Origin of the sequence: Caballeronia sp. LZ065 (assembly GCF_031450975.1) — a bacterium.
GTDB lineage: Bacteria > Pseudomonadota > Gammaproteobacteria > Burkholderiales > Burkholderiaceae > Caballeronia.
The window spans coordinates 807590-829203 of the sequence record NZ_JARUXV010000002.1; the positions used below are offsets into that span (position 1 = coordinate 807590).

22 protein-coding genes are annotated in these 21614 nt (G+C 61.0%); 8 read left to right on the forward strand and 14 right to left on the reverse strand.

The annotated features are described in order from the left end of the window. On the forward strand, window positions 1-1395 hold the full coding sequence (locus QCE63_RS17900) for a DUF1254 domain-containing protein (RefSeq protein WP_309834817.1): 1395 nt from the start codon (window positions 1-3) through the stop codon (window positions 1393-1395). Between the two features lie 1042 nt (window positions 1396-2437). On the opposite strand, the gene QCE63_RS17905 is transcribed toward QCE63_RS17900, so the two are convergent. The 6 genes from QCE63_RS17905 to QCE63_RS17930 are packed head-to-tail and all read right to left on the reverse strand — an operon-like array spanning window position 2438 to window position 8926. Further along, the gene (locus QCE63_RS17905; RefSeq protein WP_309834818.1) at window positions 2438-3457 is read right to left on the reverse strand and encodes a GntR family transcriptional regulator; all 1020 of its coding nucleotides are present in this window, start codon (window positions 3455-3457) and stop codon (window positions 2438-2440) included. Between the two features lie 14 nt (window positions 3458-3471). After that, window positions 3472-4470, reverse strand: a complete 999-nt coding sequence (locus QCE63_RS17910; RefSeq protein WP_309834819.1) for an alpha/beta fold hydrolase — start codon at window positions 4468-4470, stop codon at window positions 3472-3474. Between the two features lie 2 nt (window positions 4471-4472). Continuing rightward, window positions 4473-5582 carry a Zn-dependent alcohol dehydrogenase gene (locus QCE63_RS17915; RefSeq protein ID WP_309834821.1) on the reverse strand — a complete coding sequence of 370 codons (1110 nt, stop codon included), beginning with the start codon at window positions 5580-5582 and terminating at the stop codon, window positions 4473-4475. 7 nt (window positions 5583-5589) lie between these two features. Beyond that, entirely contained in the window at window positions 5590-6426 is an 837-nt protein-coding gene (locus QCE63_RS17920) for a phytanoyl-CoA dioxygenase family protein (RefSeq protein WP_309834822.1), read from the reverse strand. A gap of 26 nt (window positions 6427-6452) precedes the next feature. After that, window positions 6453-7655, reverse strand: coding sequence for an alpha-hydroxy acid oxidase (locus tag QCE63_RS17925; protein WP_309834823.1), 1203 nt, complete (start codon window positions 7653-7655; stop codon window positions 6453-6455). Between the two features lie 5 nt (window positions 7656-7660). Further along, window positions 7661-8926 (reverse strand): MFS transporter, encoded by a 1266-nt coding sequence (locus tag QCE63_RS17930; RefSeq protein ID WP_309834824.1) that lies wholly within the window; start codon window positions 8924-8926, stop codon window positions 7661-7663. 97 nt (window positions 8927-9023) lie between these two features. On the opposite strand from QCE63_RS17930, the gene QCE63_RS17935 reads away from it, so the two are divergent. From QCE63_RS17935 to QCE63_RS17945, 3 genes are all read left to right on the forward strand, one after another. Further along, window positions 9024-9689, forward strand: a complete 666-nt coding sequence (locus QCE63_RS17935) for a hypothetical protein (protein ID WP_309834826.1) — start codon at window positions 9024-9026, stop codon at window positions 9687-9689. Window positions 9690-9726: 37 nt separating this feature from the next. Next, the gene (locus QCE63_RS17940; RefSeq protein ID WP_309834828.1) at window positions 9727-10572 is read left to right on the forward strand and encodes a DUF3667 domain-containing protein; all 846 of its coding nucleotides are present in this window, start codon (window positions 9727-9729) and stop codon (window positions 10570-10572) included. 385 nt (window positions 10573-10957) lie between these two features. Beyond that, window positions 10958-11203 (forward strand): hypothetical protein, encoded by a 246-nt coding sequence (locus QCE63_RS17945; RefSeq protein ID WP_309834829.1) that lies wholly within the window; start codon window positions 10958-10960, stop codon window positions 11201-11203. Between the two features lie 136 nt (window positions 11204-11339). On the opposite strand, the gene QCE63_RS17950 is transcribed toward QCE63_RS17945, so the two are convergent. From QCE63_RS17950 to QCE63_RS17960, 3 genes are all read right to left on the reverse strand, one after another. Continuing rightward, window positions 11340-12197 (reverse strand): PA4780 family RIO1-like protein kinase, encoded by an 858-nt coding sequence (locus QCE63_RS17950; RefSeq protein WP_309834830.1) that lies wholly within the window; start codon window positions 12195-12197, stop codon window positions 11340-11342. A gap of 450 nt (window positions 12198-12647) precedes the next feature. Further along, window positions 12648-13826 carry a PHB depolymerase family esterase gene (locus QCE63_RS17955; RefSeq protein ID WP_309834831.1) on the reverse strand — a complete coding sequence of 393 codons (1179 nt, stop codon included), beginning with the start codon at window positions 13824-13826 and terminating at the stop codon, window positions 12648-12650. A 384-nt stretch (window positions 13827-14210) separates the two neighbouring features. Next, window positions 14211-14555 carry a hypothetical protein gene (locus QCE63_RS17960; protein ID WP_309834832.1) on the reverse strand — a complete coding sequence of 115 codons (345 nt, stop codon included), beginning with the start codon at window positions 14553-14555 and terminating at the stop codon, window positions 14211-14213. Between the two features lie 169 nt (window positions 14556-14724). Here QCE63_RS17960 and QCE63_RS17965 point away from each other — a divergent pair, with 169 nt between their 5' ends. After that, entirely contained in the window at window positions 14725-15528 is an 804-nt protein-coding gene (locus QCE63_RS17965; protein ID WP_309834833.1) for a TatD family hydrolase, read from the forward strand. Between the two features lie 161 nt (window positions 15529-15689). Continuing rightward, the gene (locus QCE63_RS17970; RefSeq protein WP_309834834.1) at window positions 15690-16190 is read left to right on the forward strand and encodes a hypothetical protein; all 501 of its coding nucleotides are present in this window, start codon (window positions 15690-15692) and stop codon (window positions 16188-16190) included. Between the two features lie 329 nt (window positions 16191-16519). On the opposite strand, the gene QCE63_RS17975 is transcribed toward QCE63_RS17970, so the two are convergent. After that, on the reverse strand, window positions 16520-16849 hold the full coding sequence (locus QCE63_RS17975; RefSeq protein ID WP_309834835.1) for a cyclic-phosphate processing receiver domain-containing protein: 330 nt from the start codon (window positions 16847-16849) through the stop codon (window positions 16520-16522). A gap of 144 nt (window positions 16850-16993) precedes the next feature. Here QCE63_RS17975 and QCE63_RS17980 point away from each other — a divergent pair, with 144 nt between their 5' ends. Together QCE63_RS17980 and QCE63_RS17985 are read left to right on the forward strand one after the other, a co-directional pair. Beyond that, on the forward strand, window positions 16994-17116 hold the full coding sequence (locus QCE63_RS17980; protein ID WP_309834836.1) for a hypothetical protein: 123 nt from the start codon (window positions 16994-16996) through the stop codon (window positions 17114-17116). Window positions 17117-17446: 330 nt separating this feature from the next. Further along, a complete protein-coding gene (locus QCE63_RS17985) occupies window positions 17447-18427 on the forward strand; it encodes an alpha/beta hydrolase (protein WP_309834837.1) in 981 nt (326 codons plus the stop codon). Window positions 18428-18506: 79 nt separating this feature from the next. Here QCE63_RS17985 and QCE63_RS17990 read toward each other — a convergent pair whose 3' ends face one another. From QCE63_RS17990 to QCE63_RS18005, 4 genes are all read right to left on the reverse strand, one after another. Further along, window positions 18507-18665, reverse strand: coding sequence for a hypothetical protein (locus QCE63_RS17990; protein WP_309834839.1), 159 nt, complete (start codon window positions 18663-18665; stop codon window positions 18507-18509). 57 nt (window positions 18666-18722) lie between these two features. Further along, complete coding sequence (locus QCE63_RS17995) at window positions 18723-18989, reverse strand: LysR family transcriptional regulator (RefSeq protein ID WP_309834840.1); 267 nt, start codon at window positions 18987-18989, stop codon at window positions 18723-18725. Between the two features lie 533 nt (window positions 18990-19522). After that, window positions 19523-20290 carry a 3-oxoacyl-ACP reductase family protein gene (locus QCE63_RS18000; RefSeq protein WP_309834841.1) on the reverse strand — a complete coding sequence of 256 codons (768 nt, stop codon included), beginning with the start codon at window positions 20288-20290 and terminating at the stop codon, window positions 19523-19525. 206 nt (window positions 20291-20496) lie between these two features. Beyond that, window positions 20497-21411 carry a LysR family transcriptional regulator gene (locus QCE63_RS18005; RefSeq protein ID WP_309834843.1) on the reverse strand — a complete coding sequence of 305 codons (915 nt, stop codon included), beginning with the start codon at window positions 21409-21411 and terminating at the stop codon, window positions 20497-20499. Window positions 21412-21614 lie beyond the last annotated feature (203 nt).

The window sequence follows — 21614 nt, forward strand, 5'->3', positions numbered from 1 at the left end:
ATGCAAAAGCATCTAGTCATGGCACTGGGTACATTTTGGCTGGTCAGTTCAGGGGCGCCGGGGGCAGAACCGGCGCAACGTGTGATCGAACGCCGTGCCATCGAAGCGGTTATCTGGGGGATGCCAGCAGTCAATACTGAACTGATGTTGCAGGCCATGCTGCGCAGCACGGCGGCCAGGCAGAATGAGATGGTCTACTGGTCCAGACCGGTGAACTGGAAAAACCAGACACTGACGCCGAATCCGGATTCGATCTACTTCATGTCTTTCTTTGATCTCCGGCAATCCGGCCCGCTGGTGATCGAGGTGCCACCTGCCGATAACGGCTCGCTGGCCGCCAACATCGTCACGACTTGGCAGATGCCGCTCGAGGATGCCGGCCCGGAGGGTGCCGACAAGGGCAAAGGCGGCAAGTACCTGATCCTGCCACCCGGTTACACCGACACTCCACTCGTGGGCTACGTCGTGCTGCACTCGGACACCTTCGGCGGTTTTGCGCTGCTGCGTTCCAATCTTGCCAGCCATAGCGACGCCGATATTGCGAAGTCCGTCGAATATGGCAAACGCATCAGGATCTATCCGCTCGCGCAAGCCGCTGCGCCGCCGCCCACCCGATTCACCGACGCTAATGACGTCTTGTTCGATTCCACCATTCATTATGACGCCAGCTTCTTCCAGGCCTTGAACGACGTGGTGCAGAAAGAGCCGTGGATCGACCGCGATCGCGTGTTGATCGATCAGCTCAAGTCGCTTGGAATCGAGAAAGGCAAGCCTTACCGGCCAAGCCCGGTGATGCAGCAGACGCTGGACTCGGCCGCGCGCGAAGCGCACGCCGAATTGTCCGCCCGCTACGACGCGGGTTTCTATCGCATGGTGCCGGAATACCGCTGGTTTCCTGCTGCGATGCCGGAAGTGATCCAAGCCGTTTCCACGGGCTATGCCAATCCCGATGCATATCCCGTCGACGCACGCGGGGTGACCTATACGCTGGGGTTTACCGGCATCAAGCGGATCGGCACCGCGCAGTTCTACTTGATGGCGAACAAGGCGAGCGATGGCAAGAACTTCGACGGTACCAGGCGCTATCGACTGGTGGTTCCGGCCGACGTCCCCGTCAGGCAATACTGGTCGGTGACGGCTTACGACCGAGAGACCCACGCGCTGATCCGGAACATGCCGCGCGCGAGCGTTGCCTCCACGACCACCGGCGTAGAAAAGAATGCCGATGGCACGGTCGATATCTATTTCGGCCCGAACGCGCCACAAGGAAAAGAGGCAAATTGGGTGCCGACAGATCCGAAGCGCAAATTTGAACTGCTGTTTCGGCTCTATGGTCCGGAGAAGGCTTTCTTCGAAAAGACGTGGAAGCTACCCGACGTAGAGAACCTGCCGTAGCTAGTTGCCATAGACGCCATGCTCCTTTGGCGTTTACCCGATGCAGAACGGCCGTCAGGAGACGAATGTCGACGGACCGAAACTGGCCGGCTGCTGTCTGATGGCGCTCAAGGCTGGATGGCGTTGCCGCCGAGGATCTGCATCAAGGTCTTCGCGTTTCGCTGTCCTTGGTCTTCGCAATTATTGGTCTATATACCCTTGGTCGTTACCGTGCCCTGAAGGGCAAACCCAATGCAGCCACCTGTGCGCGCCTCGATTGCGCGATTGGCCGCCGCGGTGGCCTAAAAACCAGCCGAAATTCGACACTTGCCGAGGCCTTGCCCGAGTCTGCGCTTCGCCCGGGGGCGAATGTGATGCATGCTTCAAAAGCGTTGATAAGATCGCTGCGCTAATTAGACCGTAGCCTCAGCCCTACCGGCCGGGTGCCGATTCACAACCAGTGTCGACAATGCAAGGAGAAGACGATCAGTGAAGTTAGCTATCTTGAGTGGAATCACCGACTACGGGCATATGACGCGGTTAGCTGCTTGCGCGAACGACTCGCGAGCTATCCAAAGCTCGCTCACTGCCACAGGAGATTGCCCGGACATCTGCTTCATTGAAGCAAGCGCCATGGCTGCAACGGCGAAGGCCAAAATCGTAGGGGTCATCAGCGCCCATCAAGCGGAGAAGGTCGAATAGCTATTCTTCTACTTATCCGGTCACGGAGATAGATCAGAGGAGGACTTCTTCTATGCCTTCTCTGACTATCAAACGGACCGTCGTGGAACGACCGGGCTGCGGAACTCTGAGCTAGACGAACTCATTCGGAATCGGCCCCGAACCTGACCGTAAAGATTGCTGACGCCGGTTTTTCGGACTCGACATACATCAAAGCGGCGGAAGACGATTTACGCTGCTGGACGCGTTTTGCCCGGAGATTCCAGGGTTCTATCTCTACTTTCCTGGGGGCAATAAGGTGTCGACAAAGCTGCGTGCGTTAATCGAGTGCCTGCGTATCGGTGACGATATCTGAAGCTGCACCCAATGCACTCACCCGTAGTCAACCCGCACCGAGCGCCGTCAGATACTCCGGAAAGTCCGGCTGCTTCATGCGCCGGATGATCTCGAAACGCAGCACCCAGCGAGTGTTCGCTTCGCGGATATGATCCGTCAGTGCCTGCGCTGCGCGCTCAGGCTTGCCGGCCAGTATGTCGTCCACGATCTGCAAATGCTCGGTGAACGCATCGCTGATGAGTTGATACGGAATCTCGAGGTAGGGGTCGCTCAGATAGCGTGTCGGCACGAACAGGACGTGCGTGCGCGAGAGGGCAAGCACGATCTCCTTGTTCGGGCAGTGGGACAGGAGATCGATATGCAGATCGGTTTCGGCGGTGTCCATCTCGGCCCCTCCGCGATGCCCCGACTCGATGACGCCGACAAGGCGCGCGCGCACCGCTTCGAGGAACTCGCGCGGCACATGATGCGCCGCGTGCAGCAGCGCAGTGGGTTCGAGCAGGCGGCGTATCTCGAACAGGTGCTCGATGCGCTGACGCGTCACCTGCTCCGCGATCCAGTGTCCGTTGCGGTCCTGCGACAGCTGCCCGACGCTGTGCATGCGCGCCATCGCGCCGCGTGCGACGGTGCGGCTCACCGCGAAATGTTCAGCGAGCCCTTCTTCCGTGATGCGCACCGAACCGAACAGCACGCGAGTGCATAGCTCGCGCTCCAGTTCCGCGTACATGCGCTGCCATTGCGGCGCGCTCGTAATTTCCAGTTTGTCGAGCACGGCCGGCTTGCCGGCACGATCGCCCGAAACCGCACCGGCAACGCGATAACCGCGCCCCTCGCTTTCGGCGATGATCCCGTCCGCGCACAGCGCTGCCAATGCAATGCGCGCAGGCGAGCGGCTGATACCAAACGATTTCGCGACCTGCGCTTCGAGCAGCCGTTCACCCGGCGTGATGCGTCCGTCCTCGATCATCTCGCGCAACACCCGATACGTGCGATGCTGGATGGAACCGCCCGCCTCGGACGTGGAATGCGGATTCGTCGGTGCGATGTCCGCCACCTGAGGATTCATGACACGCGCCTCTGCTAATACTCCATGAACGAAGCGATCTCCGCATTCAGCCGCGCGGCGGAAGTGGGATCGGCCTCGGAGGCCATCATATGGCCGCTCGTCGAAGGCACCCGCAGCAGTCTGGCGTGGCCGATCTGCCGGGCCGCTCGTGCGCCCTCTTCCACTGGATTGTAGAGGTCCAGCGCCGGCACGCCAATCAGCGTGTGTGCCTCGATGCTCGCGAGCGCACGCGCCGTATCCCCGTCGAAACCAGGCGTCGTGCCGATGTCGTGGGCATCGTAAGCATGCGACTGCCAGATCCAGTCGAGTGGATCGAGCCTCTGCGTGCGAAACCACGCGGCACGCTTCTCGAACCACGCCTGAGTGCCGCCTGCCTGTGTCGCGTCTTCCTCGAAACGCTCCGGCGTGCGCATCGCCAATACATGCATGATCCCGAGCCACGCACTCCAGTCGCCGCCCGATGTCTCAAGCGCGCGCCGGCCCGCCTGATTGACCGCCTGCGACCAGGACGTGGTCTTCGCCATCGGCACGAGCGCGACCAGCTTCTTCATGAAGCGCGGATACGACACGCCCCATTGCAGCGCCTGCATGCCGCCCATCGATGCACCCACGACTGCGTCGAGCGTATCGATGTTCAGGCGATCGAGCAGCGCTTTCTGGCTATGTACCATGTCGCGAATCGTGAAGCGCGGAAAGGCCACGCCGCCCTGCGTCGCTGAATTCGACGGCGAACTGGAAAGACCGTTGCCCAGCGCATCGGCGACGATCACGGTGACGCGCGCAGGATCGAACGCGCGTCCCGCGCCGATCAGGAAGTCGAGCCGGTGATGCGTGCTGCCGATGGCGCACACGCCCAGCACGACAGGCCGCGTACGATCATCGAGGTCGCCGTGCACGACGTGGGACATCAACAGATCGTCGATATGGTCGCCCGATTCCAGCCTGAAGCGCCCGAGCGATGTGCGGTAATGTGGCGCATCGATCCAGCCGGGTTGCATGTCGGGATGACTCATGATCAGAACTCGATCACGGCGCGAAGCTCGGCGCCTGCCGCAAGACGTTGCATCCCTTCATTGATTCCATCGAGGGTGATGCGTGAGGTCACGTATTCGTCGAGCCGCAACGTACCGTCGAGATAGGCATTGGCGAGCATCGGGAAATCCCGTGCGGGATTCGCGCCGCCATAGCTCGAGCGCACGATGCGCTTCTCGCCCATCAGCGCGCCCCAGCGGAACGACGCTTCGTCGTCGGCGGGAAGTTTGCCGAGCCACACCACCTGACCGCCCGGACGCACGATTTCAACGCTCGTCCTGAGCGCGTGACGATTGCCCGCGGATTCGATCACGCAGTCCGCGCCGCGCCCGCTCGTCAGGTCCGCGACCGCCGCCACCAGCGATTCGTCGGCGCACAGCGCGTGGCTCGCGCCCAGTGCACGCGCCGTCTCGAGCCTGTCCGGCGCGCGATCGATCGCGACGATCCGCGCTGCGCCCGCGTGCCGTGCGCCCTGTATCGCGGACAGACCCACCGCCCCGCAGCCGATCACCGCAACCGTGCTGCCAGGCTCGACCTTCGCGACGTTGGTCGCTGCGCCAAAACCGGTCATCACGCCGCAGCCGATCAGACAGGCGCGATCGAACGGCATCGCTGCGGGGACGGGCACCGCGCACTCCTGCGACACGACGCAGCATTCCGCGAAACTGCCCATGTAGGCCAGTTGATGCACGGGCGCGCCATTGTCGAGAAAGAGACGCGGCTTTCCGTCGAAATGAAATGACTGCGCCATGTGACTGCGATACGGCTGGCACAGGATCGACAGTTGCCGTGTGCAATAGAAGCACTGCCCGCAGTGCGGATTCCACGACATGACCACGTGATCGCCCTTCGCGACTCGCGTGACCGATGCGCCGGTCCACTCGACGATACCGGCCGCCTCGTGTCCGGGCACGAACGGCAGCGGCGTGCCCAGGTCGCCGCGCATCGCTTCGAGATCCGTGTGACACAGGCTCGCCGCCTTCACCCGAACGACTACGTCGGTCCCGGCGAGATCGCGCAGCGACACCCGCGCGATGCGCAGCGGCTCGCCGGTGCGCTCCATGATTGCTGCATCGAAGGTCAACGAATTCATGTGCGGTTCAGCGCTGGGCCGTCGCATTCTGCGCGGCGCCCTTGTAAAGAATATTCAGATTGCGCTCGCCGATCTGCTGATGCAACGCGACGAACGCCGGATCCAGATCCTGGGTCGGACGCGGCTCGTGCTCGAAGGTGTTGAACGTATCGACTCCGCGTACCAGCGTGGCGCTGTCCGCGCCTTCGAGCTGACGCACATAGGTCGGGATGTAACGGATCGCATACCCGATGCGCCGGTTCGGCGATGCGTTCGGCGGCGAGCCGTGCACGATCCGCACGTGATGCAAAGACATTTCGCCCGGCTCGAGCTCGATTGCCACCGCCTGGGATTCGTCGACGTCCACCGCGACTTCCTGCCCGCGCGTCAGCAGATTGCTTTCATTGAAGGTGTCACGATGCGGAATCTGATCGAGCAGATGCGTGCCAGGGACCACCTGCATTGCGCCGTTTGCCCGGTTGCTCTCCGACAAGGCGACCCAGGCCGTCACCACATCGGGTTTCGAGAGTCCCCAGTACGTCGAGTCCTGATGCCACGACACATACGCCGGATCATTGCCGTTCTTGATGAAAAAGCTGCTCGCCCAGACCAGCAGATCCGGTCCGTACAGATCCTCGATCGCATCGACCACCTTGTCGTTGCGCACGAGTTCGTTCAGCCACGAGAACAGCAAGTGGCTCTTCACGTTCAGCGCTTTCTTCCTGAGCGGATTGCTCGATTGCTCGAAATCCTCAAGACGTTTGCGCAACTCAAGTGCGGTCCGCTCCGACATGACGCGGATCGGCGCGACATAGCCGTACTGTCTGAAATGTTCGAGCTGTTGGGGCGTCAACGACTTCAACATGATGCGAATCTCCCTGTATGAGGCCGCTAGGCGACCTGGATGCGAACCGGCGCCGTATTGTCGTTCGCTGGTTGTCCCTCGCGGACGAAACCGCCCGAGCGGAGCACGGCGCCGTCCACGTGGCGAACGTCCGTGACGCCTGCCAGCGCCATCGTCGTGTCCAGTTCGTCGTGGATGATTTCAAGGCAGCGCGTTACACCGGCCTCGCCTTCCGCACCGAGCCCGTAGAGAAAGGCGCGCCCCACGTAGACCGCCTGAGCGCCGCATGCCAGCGCCTTCAGCACGTCCTGTCCCGAGCGGATGCCGCCGTCCATGTGCAGCTCGATCTCGCCGTCCAGCACGTCGGCAATGCGCGGCATCATCGAAATGGTGGACGGCGCGCCGTCGAGCTGACGCCCGCCGTGATTCGACACGATCACCGCATCGGCGCCGACATCGCGCGCGATATGCGCATCTTCCTCGTCGAGGATGCCTTTCAACACCAGCTTGCCGCCCCAGCGCTCCCGCACCCAGTCGATGTCCTTCCACGTGAGCGTCGGATCGAACTGCTTCGCGGCCCAGTCCGCCATCGATGCGATGCCGGTCACGCCCGGCGCATGTCCGACGATGTTGCCGAAGCTCCTTCGCGACGTCCCGAGCATGCCCGCGCACCAGCGCGGATGGCGCGACAGATGAGCGAGATTGCGCAACGTGAGCTTCGGCGGCGTCGAGAGGCCGTTGCGTTTGTCCTTGTGACGTTGTCCCTGAATCTGAAGATCGAGGGTCAGCACGAGCGCGGAACACTGCGCGCTCTTCGCACGCGCGATCAGATCGGCAATGAAGCCGCGGTCCTTCATCATGTAGAGCTGGAACCAGAACGGCTTTTGCGTGAACGCCGCCACGTCTTCGATCGAACACACGCTCACGGTGGACAGCGTGAACGGCACGCCGAAACGTTCGGCCGCGCGCGCCGCCAGCATCTCGCCGTCGGCGTGCTGCATGCCCGCGATGCCCGTCGGCGCGAGCGCGACCGGCATCGATACGGACTCGCCGAGCATGGTCGTCGCGAGATTGCGCCGGCTGAAGTCCACTGCGACGCGCTGACGGAACTGCAAGCGAGCGAGGTCGTCGCTGTTGGCGCGATAGGTCGATTCGGTCCATGAGCCCGCATCGACATATTCATAGAACATGCGCGGCACGCGTCGTCTGGCGGCAACGCGCAGTTCCTCGATGGTTGCGTAATGACGCATGTCGATCAGGCCAGCTCGGGTTGAAGTTGCAGTTCGGCGGCCGGGGCGCGCACGAAGATCGCGACGAACAGCGCGCCCGAAGCCGCGATGATGCCCGTCAGCACGAACGCACTCTTGAAGCTGCCGGACGATTGCACGAGAAAGCCCGTCAGCGCCGGAGCCACGATGCCGGCAAGGTTGGCGATGAAATGCACGAAGCCGCCGACCGCGCCCACGCGGCGTTTTTCCACCGTGTCGAGCACGATCGCGAAGTAGGTGTTGAACGACGCGTACATGAAGAACACGGCCACGGCCATCAGCGCGACGGCGCTCTTCAGCTCGCTCACCGCGCCCGTCAAGCCGATGCACAGCGCACCCGCGCCCAGGCTTGTGATCAGCACGATCTTGCGCGAGAAGATCGCGCGTCCCGTCTTGCGCACGAGCCAGTCGCACGCATAGCCGCCCGCCACCAGCCCCGTCACGCCCACCGCCCACGGAATCACGCTGACGATCGACATTTTCTGGATGCTCAGGTGATGCGCCATCGTGAGATAGGACGGAAACCACGACAGGAAGAAATAGAGAATGTAGGCGTAGCCAAAGAACGCGAAGGCGGTGGCGAGAATGGCGGGACGCAGCAGATAGGTCGAGAGCGGCGCGGGCGCGGCGCCGTCATCGGTTACGTCAGGAAGCTGCGCGTTCGACTGCTCCTGCCCGGCAATCGGCGTGGAAGGCTTGTCCTTCGCGAGCCAGAGCCACGCAACGACCCACAGAACGCCCACTGCGCCGATGATGACGAAGGACGTACGCCAGCTCGTCGCCAGTGCGAGAAAGCCGACGACGGGGCCTGCGATCGCCGCGCCGATGGATTGCCCCGAGTTCGCGAGGCCGAGCGCGCTGGCCTGTTGATCGCGCGGGTACCAGTTCGACACCAGCTTGTTGATGTTCGCGCAGAAAGGTCCCTCGCCCATGCCGAAGATCACGCGCACCAGCAACAGACTCACGATGCCGACCGTCGCCGCCGTCAATCCGCAGAAGAGCGACCACACGAGCATCGACACGCTGAGTACGACCTTGGGTCCCCAACGGTCCGCCGAGTAGCCTCCGACGAAACAGAACAGCGCATAGCCCACGAAGAAGCTCGAGAACACGATGCCGAGCTGCGCGGGGTCGAGGTTGAGCTCCTTCGAGATCAGCGGCGCGGTGATCGACAACGCCGCCCGATCCAGGTAACTGATCATGCCTCCAGCAAACAGCAAACTGACGAGCGTCCAACGAGCACGTGTCTCCATCACTCTCTCCGGTGGTCTGCTTCAGGCCTCAATCTCGGCACATCCTTCAGCGGCAACCAGAACGTTCAATGGATCCACTGTACATAAAGCGTAGTGGATGCTTACGACCGATGTCAACGCGCGTCTTGCCGGTGTTAACCCTCGACCGATCGCGTGGTTCCAGGCTGCGACAAAGAAAGCACCGAGGACAAGGGCGACGGCCCAAATCGTCTTTCTCGAAAGCCAGCCCAAAATCCTTGGAAGCCGCAAGACCCATCCGCCTGCGAGCCTGATACGGTCGGCCGTCGTCCTTGCGCGGATCGGCAAGCTGTCCGGTCTGTCCATGCTCGCCAGCGTCGTACCTGCCGGCACGGATGAGCCGAAGCTCGTGCCGAAGCTCGCCGGCGTCACACTGCTGACGCGCACGATGGCACCTTTCTTCGCCGATGAGCGGATTGCCAACGTCATCGCGCGCACCAAGCGCGGAAGTCGCAGCCCTTCTGGCCTGCTCCGGCGCGGCGGAGCGTGGATCTGTAGTGCGCGTTCCCGTCGAATCGAATCCATCGGCGCGAGTATCGCCTCGACTGTCACACGCGATGCGTTCACGACAATGAACCTGACCGGCCCAAAAGGCATCGAGCAGCTAACAATCCTTCCAACCCACCATGATCCAAGTCGCGCTTCGCCGGCTATGCGCCAAGACGCCGGAACCTGTCTATCCCGGAGGCTCCCGATCAGATCCTTGGTGTTGCCTGTGACTGAACAGAAGATCAGAATCGCCTGATCGGTCCAGCGCTATGAGCAATCGAGACGAGGGAATCATGCTCGAAACCGACCCGTGGACATGTCCGACGTGTGCAATCAGAGTCGTCACGCCCTTCTGCCCAATGTGCGGCGAGAGCCCGCTCAGGCCACCCGACCTGACGCTGCGTGGCATCGGAGCAAGGGTTCTGCACGCGGCGACGAGCATCGACGGGCGGTTCTTCCGCACGCTCAACGTCTTGATCCGGCATCCCGGCGAATTGACAGTCGCCTATCTGAACGGAAGGCGAATGCCGTATGTCGCGCCCTTCCAGCTGTTCTTGATCTCAAATGCGATCTTTTTCGCGATGCAGTCTCTGACCGACACGCAAATCTTTGGCTCCACGCTGCAGTCCCATCTTCATCATCAGGACTGGAGCTCGCTCGCCCAGTTGTTGGTCGCCGAGCGCGTGGCGGCACTCGGCACCAACCTGCCGCAATACACCTTGCTCTTCGACCGCGTAACCGTGCTCAATGCGAAATCGCTCATCATTCTTATGGTGATCCCATTCTCGCTGTTGCTACGAATGGTCCTTCTCCGCGTGCATAAACCATTTCTCACGTTTATAGGGTTCTCGTTCCATCTCTACGCATTTTTGCTGTTGTTGTTTTCGGTCGCGCTTGCGGTTGCGGCCATCGAGGTTCGCCTGGGTGGTCTCGGACTTGATTCACCGGCAGTCGATCGAACCCTCTCTGTCATTAACCTGGGTGTCTGCGGGACCTATCTGTTTCTCGCTTCGAAGCCTGTCTTCGGCACGTATGGACCTGCGCGGCTCATGATCTCCATCGTTATGACGCTGGCCGCCGGCTTCATCGTTATGGCCTATCGCTTTGCGATTTTCTTGATCACGCTATACACCGCGTAGGCGCGGAACATCTCGTGGCGAACATTTATCTGAGCACGGTGTTGCCGCAAAGCGGGGTCGGCAAAGCGCTTTTCGGTGGCGCCAGCCATCTCGCAACTACCGTCGTGCCAGCATGCTGGGATCACAGCATCGATTGATCTGTTTTAAGAAGCGACTTCGGAAACGTAATAAAAATTAAAATTACTGAAGATCAAAAATCCCAGCGAATATTCTTACCTCCGCCGTTCAAGTTTTGCCTAGCCCCGCGCGCTGATGAGCGCTCGTTTCTCGTGCGTCCCGAAATCAAGGTCACAGCGACAGCCAAGGCTGCACCGGCCCTCTGTATGAATCACCACCGAAGCCGCGCCCAAGCGGCCGGCCGTATTGGAACCTGAGAGAGACAAAAATGATCATCTATCACCGCGGCGCCGCCTTTCAACCCGCCTGTAGACGCGTTGGCCGCACCTTCGTCGCGACGGCCTCGATTCTCGAAGAGGACGGTCACGCAACGTCTTTGGGCACACTCGGCGTCTTCTCCAACCGGGATGGCGCGCTCGGCTTTGCAGTGCGCTGCGCGACTGCGTTCATCGATGGCGACGACCTTCCCTTGCCGCCCTTCCAATTCGCTTTGCCCGCGCCCACGTCATGCTGAGCGTGTCCTCGCACGACGCTTTCCCGGACAGCGTGACTCTGCTCGGACGAGACGGGGCCATTCGTCAGGTCGAAAGGTCGTTGCACTGCGCGACGAACCATCCCCGCACGCTGCCCGCTCGAGCCTGGATAAACGGCTAGCGCCCAGTGCTTGACTCCTGCTGTCGCCGCACTCGCGCGTCTTCCTCAAGCCGTATCAGTTCGATTTCCTCCAGCACGCCGTCGAGGTCCACGGGCCGCGTGTCGGTTTCGATCCGGCCAGTCAGTTCAACATCGACGTGCAGTCGCCCCGCTTCGAAGAGGGCCCAGATTTCCGCGCCGTAGTTCGTAGCGAGTATTTGCGGTGCAAATCGACCGAAGTACGCGGCCAGGTTGTCGACGTCTCGCTTGAGCATCGAGGCGGCGTCGTTATTGCCGGCCGCGTCGACGGCTTGTGGCAGATCGATGATCACTGGTCCGTCCGCTGCCAGCAGAATGTTGTACTCCGACAGGTCACCGTGAATGACCCCTGCACAGAGCATCCGAACCACTTGATTCAGCAGCAGCGCATGCAGTTCAAGGGCGCGGAGCTCGGTCAGATCGACGTCATTAAGCCGTGGCGCGACGTCACCCTCCTCGTCCATCACCAGTTCCATCAGCAACACGCCGTCGGTGCAAATAAAGGGTTGCGGCACGCGCACCCCTGCATTGGCGAGTCGGAACAACGCGTCGACTTCGGCGCTCTGCCACGACGCTTCCTGCATCTGACGGCCGTAACGCGTGCCTTTTTCCATCGCCCGGGCCTGGCGGCTGTTCTTGACCTTGCGACCGTCCCGATACGACGCTGCTTGCCGAAAACTGCGCTGATTCGCGTCCTTGTAGATCTTCGCGCAACGCCTCGTGTCACCACTGCGCACGACATAGACCGTGGCTTCCTTTCCGCTCATCAACTGGCCAAGGACTTCGTCGATGAGTCCTTCTTCAAGCAGCGGGGCGAGTCGTTTAGGGATTTTCATACGCCCGCCGGCCGCGGTTCACGAAGCATGAATTCCTTGCGCGAGGAGATTGAATGGCGCGCAAAGGCGCGCACGGCCGACCCTTGGATGAATCGCACGGTCGGTGTTGGGGGGGGTGAGCTTGCGGCGTGGCCGGCAGATAGGGTCATGCCGAATTATAAAGGGTGGCCGGGAATGCGCCGACGCGAGTCCTTTCAGCCATTTCGTTGATGCATAGTGGCTCGGCACTTCAAACGCGACACGCCCATGTAGGTCGGGTTCGACTGGAGGGTCATTCGCTCAGCTCGACAGCCGCTGGCCTGCTCTGAGCCCTGCCTTGAGTACGTCAACTTCCGTGACGACGGGTCGTTCACTCAACGCCCCAGGCGCATGGGGCTTGTGATGGATGCGCCCTCCAAAGTTGCGGTCGCCGCTGCGGTCTACACGCCAGGTCGCAGGTGTCGGGTCAAATCAACCGTTATCTCGCTTATTACTGAGCGAAAACTGACTGACGAATCGAACAATCTCCGCGGTTGCATCAGGCCCACGATGGTCCGTGTAACTGCCATCAGAATGACCGCCTGACCAAGCATGACCAAGCCCGTGCACGACCCATCGCTCTGCAAGCGAGGATCCGCCTTGATCGCGCCAGATGTACCGAGTGTAGGCGTGGCGTCCCAATGCACCTTCAACCCGTGTCGTTGCACACTCCCGCAGGTCAGTCGCTGGACTGTTCAACAACTGGCCCATCTCTATAATCTGCTCGCTGTTGCGTGGATGCACGGTGTCGTCAGCGTCACCATGGAAAACGATCAACGGTACGGTACGCGCGCAAGCCACGTCCTCCTCGCGTTTTGGCAAGCAGATCGCGCCTCGGCCGTCGTTCATCGCGCACAACGCCGAGAACTGCTCGTTCGCCACCCCGAAGGCCAGGCCTGAATGGATAGCGGCAGCCGCATACAGGTCGGAATATTTGACGGCCAGGTTGATCGCCATGGCACCTCCCGCAGACAATCCGGCCACATAGACCCGGGCACGATCGACGTTGAACCGGGCAATGAGGTCGTTTGTCAGGGCGGCAAGCGCCGCAGCCTCACCCGTATCGCGCACCTGATTCGACGGTATAAACCAGTTCCAGCAACGCAGCAGATTGGTACTTTCCGGTTGCTCCGGATAGGCAACAATGAATCCGGCGTCTTCGGCGGCGCCATTCATTTGCGTTCCCGCAGCGAAGTCATCGGGGTGCTGTTGCGCGCCGTGGAGCATCACCATCATCGGTAGCGGCCGACCGTCGTAGCGACTTGGAACATAGACCTTCGCGCGGTAAGCGAGCCCGCCGTGCTCGACCGTATGGCTCAACCACTGCGATCCCCCGAACGCCGATTGCGATGGTTCCGCTGGTAAGGAAGCAGGAGCAGTCGCGTTCGTTTGTGCGCGCACCGCCAAAGTCAAATGCTCACTGTCCTGCACGCTGGGTTCATTTTCCTGTTCAGGCGTGCCGTTCGACGCGCCCGTGGGCGAATCTTGCGCGGTGCAATGAAGGGCTGCATTGTCGCGACTGGAAAGAAACTCTCCCGATACGAAAGCGCCCGGCATGGCATACGACCAGAACGCGTTGTGCGCCAGGAAAAGAGGAGTCAGGAAGCTCATTGGCGTCTCTCCGCTGCGGTCGAATGTGCATCCAGCTTGATGTGCAGATTGAAGACGAAGCAGACCGCCTCGGTTGAGCCAGGAAGGACAAGCGATTCTGCCGTTCCAGGTCGGTCTGCCGCCCAAGATCCGAGCGCTTCACTGCCGCTTTGACGCTTCTTTTTTCTCCTTTTTCGCGGCTTTCTTTTCCTTCGGCGTCTTCGTCGCCGCCTTCTTTTGTGTCTTCTTTGCGTCCTGCGCTTTACTCATCTCATCCTCCTCATTGGCTTTAGCCTTTAGCAACAGCAAAAAGGGCCGAGCAACACCTACGCAAGCGGCAGGCCCGTCCCGTGGCGCTTTTCAATGGAATCAGCGACCCGGCCACCGACTGCGTCGCGGCATGCCTCAAGAAACGTCGCGGGCATATAATACGTTGCTGAGCATCCTCGCGGGCAGTTCGATGAATATGGAAGCAAAACAAACGTTGCACCCTGGGCTCCGAGGCTTCGCGCATTTGATTGAAGAAATGCGAACGCATCTACCGAGGCGAAACGCGCCCGAAGCGGGCGGACGCTTGGGTGCTCCGACGGTCCCGGAGGCGGCGGCAGGCGGAGCAATGAAGACAAGTACGCTACCGCCGAGCGTCCAGACCACGATCAGTTCAGCGACGGCGACGTTTTTGAGGAACCCCGCCTTGAGCGAGACGTCAAGTCCCGGCCAGCGGTAGAGACTGGCAGGATCGAGCGCCATCGTTATGTCGCTCGAAGGACACTGGACAGGCCGTTCAAACTGAGGGTGTGCCTCCGTCCTTCGGCATAGCCGCCAACATGAACCCATCGGGTTGTCGGAGGCATCGTCGGGCGACAACGCGTGCACCGAGTCGCATCCATCTGCCTCTAAACTCCAATCGCAATCCCTGATGACACTCGCCGCGATGCTCGTCGACATAAGTGTTAACTTCCACAGCAAGCAATTGACCGGGCTTGCCACCGAGATCATCGAGCGAGCGAAGAACGCGAACGTCGGAGCCGTTCTGGCGACGGGCACTTCGCTTGAGTCTAGTCGGTCGGCGCTCGTACTCGCGCATCAGCACCCTGATTACCTGTTTTCAACCGCAGGCGTGCACCCCCACTCGGCCGACGACTGGAATGATTCCATTCGCGAGGAGTTGCTCGCCATTCTGGCTGACCCCGCTTGTGTCGCGGTTGGCGAGACCGGGCTCGACTACCACCGCAACTTCTCGACGCCCGCGAATCAGCGTCGCGCGTTCGCTGATCAACTCGGGATGGCCGCCGATATCCGGAAGCCGCTGTTCCTGCATTGCCGGGATGCGTTCGACGACTTCTACGCGATGTTGAAAGATAGTGTCGCCGGCGGGGTGCACGGAGTCGCACATTGCTTTACAGGCGGTCCAGATGAAGCGATGGCTTTCGTTGAATTGGGACTCGACATTGGCGTCACTGGCTGGGTGACTGACCTGTCGCGCGGGCAGGCACTGCGGGAAGCGGTGAAGTTCATTCCAATGGACCGGCTGCATCTTGAAACCGATGCGCCGTATCTCGGCCCAAAGAACGCGAAGAAGCGGCGCCCATACAACGAGCCTGCCAACCTTGCGTGGATAGCACGCGCCGTCGCCGAGCTGCGGGACATAGATGAGGTCGCGGTGATGCAGGCATGTACGAGCAACAGCATCCGGCTCTTCAAGCTCTCTTCTTCATCGTGAGCTGCACCGATGGGTCAATCAACGTCAGACTCGCACCTCGGAAGACGTATCGGCCTGAGCGCTCAAGACTTGAAGCGTCGAGCCCGACCGGGCGGATGCAGCGAACTTGCTACTATTGCGTTACCACGAGGCACTGTAATCAGCAAAGGTGAACACTACGGATGGACATTTTCTTTCACTCGCCCAGTTTCGAGCAAAACGTTCGAGCGGATCAAGTCGGCCAGTTTGGCTTCAATAGCCCCAAGATTGTCGAACTCGCGCAGCGGCTTCCAAAGAGAGTCTGGGTTTTCAAAACGCCGAGAGGCATGAAAGGCTCGATTCAGCTAGTGGCGTCGGTGCTCGTCACGGATGAGCCGACCGTCGCCGTGAACAATGAGCACAAGCATGTTCTCTTCTACGATGTCTTCTCGCCCGGTTCCGTGATTTACACGGATTCGGCGACGCCCGAGCGCATTGAAGAAGTCTCCGCTTACTTCCAGTATCGCTGGCATGCTGCCTTCAGTTCGGCGTTCAAGGGTGACGCGGCGTTACAACCGCTGGAGGCGAACGTCTTGCGCGGGTTGGAGGCCATGGTCGCAGGCTGGGAGACCGTGCAGTTGCTCGAACGAGCAAGCGACAAAGATGCCGTGCGGCCCATCAACCCATTCGCCCGGTCACGATAAGTGTCCTGGCTAAGTGTCTTGGCGCCCGCTCGCACTAAAGAAGGCCCGTCGCTCGCGCGAAAACTCGATGCCTGTATGGGGGAAGTTCCTGTTCGTGCGCTTGTCTGTCACGTCAGATTAGCGGAGGGTTTCCTGGTCAGAAGGGAGTCGAGCGAATCACGTGCCGCTCGGAGTTCGCCGATAGCCGCCGTCAAACGAGCGAGAGGCAGCGTCCGCTCACATGCAGCCGCCCCCACGTTGAATTGCGCTTCGAGTGCCTGTGACGCAGCCTGCACTTCTCGAGCCGCGTTCACCACGCGTTCGATTGCAGCGGCTTCTCCGCTCTGCATTCATGAGTCGACGGGTCGGCCATCCGGGTTTCTGTTTTGTTTGGCTACGAGATGCTCTATTGCACGGATGCCGGCAAGCATCTTGTCACGAGCAGACGGATTGGCGGAATGCACCTCGATTCGCGGCGGCGTGAAGCCACGAAGCGCAACTGCTTCTTCTATCCATAGCACCACATCGTACCCCGTACCGCGCGCGCCATCACCCAGGTCATGGTCGAGACTGATGTCGTCGACTGCGCCGCTCTCGAGCAGTCTTATCGCTTCGTTCGGCCAGTAGACTCGGGTCCAACCGTCGGGCGTGGCACGCTCATCATCCAGAAAGACCTTCATGCTCCAACGCCCAGCTCAGCCTCATCGAACACGTGGACAGCAGGCCGCGGCTCTGCGCAGCTACGGCAGTACACAGCCAGTTCACGTTCAGCGACCACTCGGGCCGAGACGAGCCACGGCTCGGAGGCGTCTTCGAAATCGGTCATGCTGACAGAAACGTGGGGCTTCGACCGGTCCACGGGCCCGAGGCAGAGCGAACAAGGGACTGTCGCGCTCGCGGCGGGATACGGCAAGGTCAACGTCGAACTGATCGCAGCCTCGGCATAGCGCGCGCAGTCCTCGCTGCAGAAGTCTGTCAGCAGTTCGTCGTCGGCCACTGGAGCGACCGGGCCAGATAGCGTAGGGCTGAAAGTCTGAGTGCGCCTCGACAAGCAGAAGTAGCCGTGCGAGAGTTCGTGCTCGCAGATTCCACAGTGACGGTTCAGATATGAATTGCGCATGCTTGGTCTCCTTCGTCGTGAGCGGATAGTGCCCGCTCGGCTGAGTGAAGGACAGTCTAGTCATCGACCAAGACATATCGTGTCCTGCATTTGCGCGAATTACCGACGAGCCCTCCCCCATGCTTGTGCATGTGGTGCCCGCACATTCGGCTCTTACGTGCATCCGGAGAAGCGGGATTCCCGTATCGAAGATTTCAGCCTGCTCGTGCAAGCCCTTGATCTGGATCCGCATATGACTGTTGCCCGGGCCCGCGCCCGTCGTTTTGCCTCTGGCGTAGCTTGCTTATCTATGTTAGCAATATTTGCCGCGTGTAGTCCCGTCACGCTCGTCAACGCACTGACTCCGCGAAACGATTACGTCGTCCACTCAGACCTGCCTTACGAGAGAGGTGAGCGTCATTCACTCGACGTCTACGTGCCCAAGGCAACATCCGTGTCGAATCCCGCCAAGCCGCTCGTGGTGTTCTTCTACGGCGGAAGCTGGCAGACGGGCCAGCGTCGTGACTATCGGTTCGTAGGCGAGGCGCTCGCCTCGAGAGGCTATGTCACGGTCATTCCTGACTACCGGCTTTATCCGCAAACGACGTTCCCCGGATTTATGGACGATGCCGCCGCTGCTGTCTCCTGGGCGCGCACCCATGCTGTTGAATTTGGTGCGGACCCTGACCGACTATTTCTCATGGGCCATTCGGCCGGCGCGCAGATCGTGATGCTCCTCATGACCGACCGGCACTACCTGACGGAACGCGGTGTTCAAGTGCCGTCATTGGCAGGCGCGATCGGTCTCGCTGGACCGTACGACTTCCTGCCCTTGAACGATGCCACGCTCGAAGCGATTTTTCCTGCGCCGCTACGTGAGGCCAGTCAGCCGATCAATCATGTTGACGGGCATGAGCCGCCGATCTTTCTGGGCGTCGGCACAGGAGATCACACAGTTGACCCAGGTAACACCACTCGCTTCGCCGCCCGGCTCCAGGCGACGCACGATCGCGTAGTGCTCAAACGCTATGCCGATTTGAATCACGCAATGATCGTCGGGAGTCTGGCGCAGCCGGTGCGAGCTCTCTCGGCATTCGTGAGGGTGGCACCTGTTTTGGACGACGTTTGCGCGTTTATCGACGACCAGCCTTCGCCATGACCGGTTGGCCCTCAGAAGAATGTCCTGCTCAAACTTCAGCAGAGGATACAAAAGTGACCGGGTCGCTCATCGTCGCTGCTCAGTCGATTTTCGACTCGTCGCCGTCGAATTCAACCACGCAGCCGAAGCCGCCATGGAACAGCGCTTCGGTTTCGTCTTCGATGGCACGCGTTGCCGCGATCTTTGCAGCATGGTTTTCCGCGTTGTCTTGCGGCGCAAACCCAAGCGTTCGGCGCATGAGCGGAAACAACGCTTGCCCGATGCTTCCCGGCGTGATCAGCCCGATTTCTCCGCCCTATTCTGCAGGACCGGACACGCGCGCATCGAGCCGCCGGCGCGCCTGTTTCATCGCTTCGCAATAGTCGAGTAGCGCATGCCCCGCAGGCGTCAGTTCGATGGCACCCGGTCGGCGTATCACCTGCAGGCCGAGCGCATCTTCCAGATGACGCAAATGTTGCAAGACCGCTGCCTGCGTCAGATCGAGTTGTTCCGCCGCGCGCGTGAAGTTACCGAGTTCGGCCAGCGCCGCGAACGTGCGCAGCCATTGCGGATTGAGCATCATGATTGGTAACGAGTTCGTCGGTCAGGGCATCGTTTAACGGCCGATCACCGCGGTGTCGGCCTCTGATCCCCCTGAGTGGTCAATCATTGGCACTGACATTGGGCCGCCGGCAGCCGAAGCAAAAGGCGGTCGCACATGCGACGTGCAGCCGCGTCAGACTTTCCTCCCCCTTGATTCGGTCAATGCGCGCGCCCCTCGACGAACACCGCTCCGCAGATTGCATCCCTAAGCCGATGCTTCGCGATTGCCTGGACTTCTCCGATCACGACGCTATCGCGTGCCTGTCTCTCAAGTCGTGGATACGGTCCGAACGCCGCAGGAATATCGACAGGATGGCCGACGAAGGTCGTTAAGACACGTGTCCGACAGGCGTCAAGCTCGCGGTGATCCAGGGTGATTTCAAGCGTGAATAACGATGTATGGGACCATGCCGGCGCTTCTGAGTGAAGTTCTGCCGGACGGCCCGCTTAAGCTATTGCAAATCCGATATCGCGGCGCCGCACGCGTGTCAGCGACATGCCTGGCGGCTCGGGTCAGGCAATCCATCCACCGTCGACTGTCAGGCTCTCGCCGGTCGTATAGCCGGCCTCGGGACTGGCAAGATAAGCTACGGCCGCCGCGATTTCTGCCGGTTTGCCGAAACGGCCCACGCTTGCGAGCTTTGTCATGGTGGCGTGGTCCTCCGTGCCTGGCTGTGGCGCGAGTTCAGTATCGATCGGACCGGGCTGGACCGCATTGACGGTCACGCCGTATTTGCCAAGTTCCCGAGACAGCCCGCGAGTGAAGCCCCTGAGCGCGAACTTCGATGCGATGTAGAGCGTCACGCCAGGCAGAGGCGCGGCCTCGCCAAAAGCGGAGCCCACGTTGACAATGCGTCCCCAGCCCGCCGCGACCATTCGCGCTGCCGCGTCTTTTGCCAGTTCGATCGGCGCACGAACATTCAAGTTGAAGTGCGTGTCGTATGACGTTTCGGAAGAGTCGAGAAAGGGTCCATACTCGACCGTGCCAGCGTTGTTCACGAGGATATCGAGTCGACCCTCGAAGCGGCCGCCGAACGCCCTGTTGATTGACTCGATAAGGCTCTTGACGCCTTCGGGCTTCGACAGGTTAGCGCCGACAGCCTCAGCCTCGCCACCGGCATCACGGATTTCCTTGACGACTGCATCGGCCCGCGCCGTGCTCGATCCATAGTGAACGATGACGGATGCGCCGTCGCGCGCAAGACGTGCGGCGATAGCTGCACCGATTCCTCGCGAAGCACCCGTAACGAGGGCGAGTTTGCCTTTAAGAACTTGGGTCATGGTTTTCCTGAACAGGGAGGTTGCAAAGCGGTTCTTTGGCCTGTATGGCCGACATGGACCGCTGGATCGGAGCCAACGCGTTCATGCACCGGCTGATGCGTATCCTCCGCTCGGGTAGCACCGCTCGGTAGTGGCGAGTGAGGAATAGTGCTTATTCCTGCTGCGAGGGGACAGACGGAAGCGCTCGGCACCCAAGTGCAAAGCAGCTAGGTTGTGAGGCTTTCGCCGGATCGGCGATCATTGAGAAGGTGCTCAACGAACGCGACGAAAGCACGCGTCTTCGCCGTTGCCATGCGGCCGGACGGAAAGACTGCCCACAGGTCGATCGACGGCAACGTCCAGTCAGTCAGGACGGCCTGAACGGTGCCGTTTGCGAGCTCGGGGGCGAACATCCATTCCGAAGCGACAGCAAGGCCGATGTGAGCGAGCACCGCCGCGCGCATGCCTTCGGCTGCATTCACGCTTATTCGGCCAGACAAGGTGACGGTTGAGTCGGAGCCGTCGCTGCGGCTGAACAACCACGATTCGCCGCCACCTCGCACGGAATAAACCACCGCCTGATGTCGGCCAAGGTCGGCAGGGGTTTGCGGAAGTCCGGTTTCCGCGAAATATGACGGCGTGCCGATGACAAGCCGCCGTCCCGTGGACATGCGACGCGCGGTCATGGTCGAATCGTCCAGAGCGCCCATACGCAATGCGACATCGACGCCCTCTCCGAGCAAATCTACGGACCGGTCATCAAGCACGATATCGATGCTCAGGTTCGGGTGTTGATCCAGGAAAGACTTCAATGCTGGCAGGATGTGGAGCCGGGAAAATGTGACGGCTGCGCCTATTCGCAGTCGTCCGGACAGGCCATCCGACGACTCACGCGCCGCCTGTTCGGCATGCTCTGCCTCATCGATGGCCCGGCGAGCGTGGTCGTAGAACCGCTGACCGGCATCCGTCGGCGCAAGGCCGCGTGTCGACCGCAATAGCAGACGGACTCCCAGACGTTCCTCCAACTGTGCGACGGCCTTCGAGACGGCTGGCTGGCCCACCTTCAACCGGCGAGCGGCGGCGGAGAACGAGCCCGCATCGACAACTGTGACGAAGGTCTCCATCGCAACCATGCGGTCCATGTGCATCCTCCTGGCAGGTTATCGGCCGAAGTGCGCAGTGTAGCGAAACGACGACCTGCCCGGACAGAGCACGCGTTAGCCGGCGCCGACCTCACTTAGGTGATCATCATCAGAGCGCCCAGGTGCTTCGTAACGGCTGCACCCTCCGGGAACCTCACGCGGGCCGCCGAAGTCTTGTGCTTCACCCTCGCCGCGACCGGCCG

Bases quoted from the DNA above. Each gene is read 5' to 3' on its own strand.
- QCE63_RS17900 (WP_309834817.1), top strand. From the start codon at position 1: ATGCAAAAGCATCTAGTCATGGCACTGGGTACATTTTGGCTGGTCAGT.
- QCE63_RS17905 (WP_309834818.1), bottom strand. From the start codon at position 3,457: ATGAATCCTCAGGTGGCGGACATCGCACCGACGAATCCGCATTCCACG.
- QCE63_RS17910 (WP_309834819.1), bottom strand. From the start codon at position 4,470: ATGAGTCATCCCGACATGCAACCCGGCTGGATCGATGCGCCACATTAC.
- QCE63_RS17915 (WP_309834821.1), bottom strand. From the start codon at position 5,582: ATGAATTCGTTGACCTTCGATGCAGCAATCATGGAGCGCACCGGCGAG.
- QCE63_RS17920 (WP_309834822.1), bottom strand. From the start codon at position 6,426: ATGTTGAAGTCGTTGACGCCCCAACAGCTCGAACATTTCAGACAGTAC.
- QCE63_RS17925 (WP_309834823.1), bottom strand. From the start codon at position 7,655: ATGCGTCATTACGCAACCATCGAGGAACTGCGCGTTGCCGCCAGACGA.
- QCE63_RS17930 (WP_309834824.1), bottom strand. From the start codon at position 8,926: ATGGAGACACGTGCTCGTTGGACGCTCGTCAGTTTGCTGTTTGCTGGA.
- QCE63_RS17935 (WP_309834826.1), top strand. From the start codon at position 9,024: ATGCTTACGACCGATGTCAACGCGCGTCTTGCCGGTGTTAACCCTCGA.
- QCE63_RS17940 (WP_309834828.1), top strand. From the start codon at position 9,727: ATGCTCGAAACCGACCCGTGGACATGTCCGACGTGTGCAATCAGAGTC.
- QCE63_RS17945 (WP_309834829.1), top strand. From the start codon at position 10,958: ATGATCATCTATCACCGCGGCGCCGCCTTTCAACCCGCCTGTAGACGC.
- QCE63_RS17950 (WP_309834830.1), bottom strand. From the start codon at position 12,197: ATGAAAATCCCTAAACGACTCGCCCCGCTGCTTGAAGAAGGACTCATC.
- QCE63_RS17955 (WP_309834831.1), bottom strand. From the start codon at position 13,826: ATGAGCTTCCTGACTCCTCTTTTCCTGGCGCACAACGCGTTCTGGTCG.
- QCE63_RS17960 (WP_309834832.1), bottom strand. From the start codon at position 14,555: ATGGCGCTCGATCCTGCCAGTCTCTACCGCTGGCCGGGACTTGACGTC.
- QCE63_RS17965 (WP_309834833.1), top strand. From the start codon at position 14,725: ATGACACTCGCCGCGATGCTCGTCGACATAAGTGTTAACTTCCACAGC.
- QCE63_RS17970 (WP_309834834.1), top strand. From the start codon at position 15,690: ATGGACATTTTCTTTCACTCGCCCAGTTTCGAGCAAAACGTTCGAGCG.
- QCE63_RS17975 (WP_309834835.1), bottom strand. From the start codon at position 16,849: ATGAAGGTCTTTCTGGATGATGAGCGTGCCACGCCCGACGGTTGGACC.
- QCE63_RS17980 (WP_309834836.1), top strand. From the start codon at position 16,994: ATGCTGACAGAAACGTGGGGCTTCGACCGGTCCACGGGCCCGAGGCAG.
- QCE63_RS17990 (WP_309834839.1), bottom strand. From the start codon at position 18,665: ATGCGCCGAACGCTTGGGTTTGCGCCGCAAGACAACGCGGAAAACCAT.
- QCE63_RS17995 (WP_309834840.1), bottom strand. From the start codon at position 18,989: ATGATGCTCAATCCGCAATGGCTGCGCACGTTCGCGGCGCTGGCCGAA.
- QCE63_RS18000 (WP_309834841.1), bottom strand. From the start codon at position 20,290: ATGACCCAAGTTCTTAAAGGCAAACTCGCCCTCGTTACGGGTGCTTCG.
- QCE63_RS18005 (WP_309834843.1), bottom strand. From the start codon at position 21,411: ATGGACCGCATGGTTGCGATGGAGACCTTCGTCACAGTTGTCGATGCG.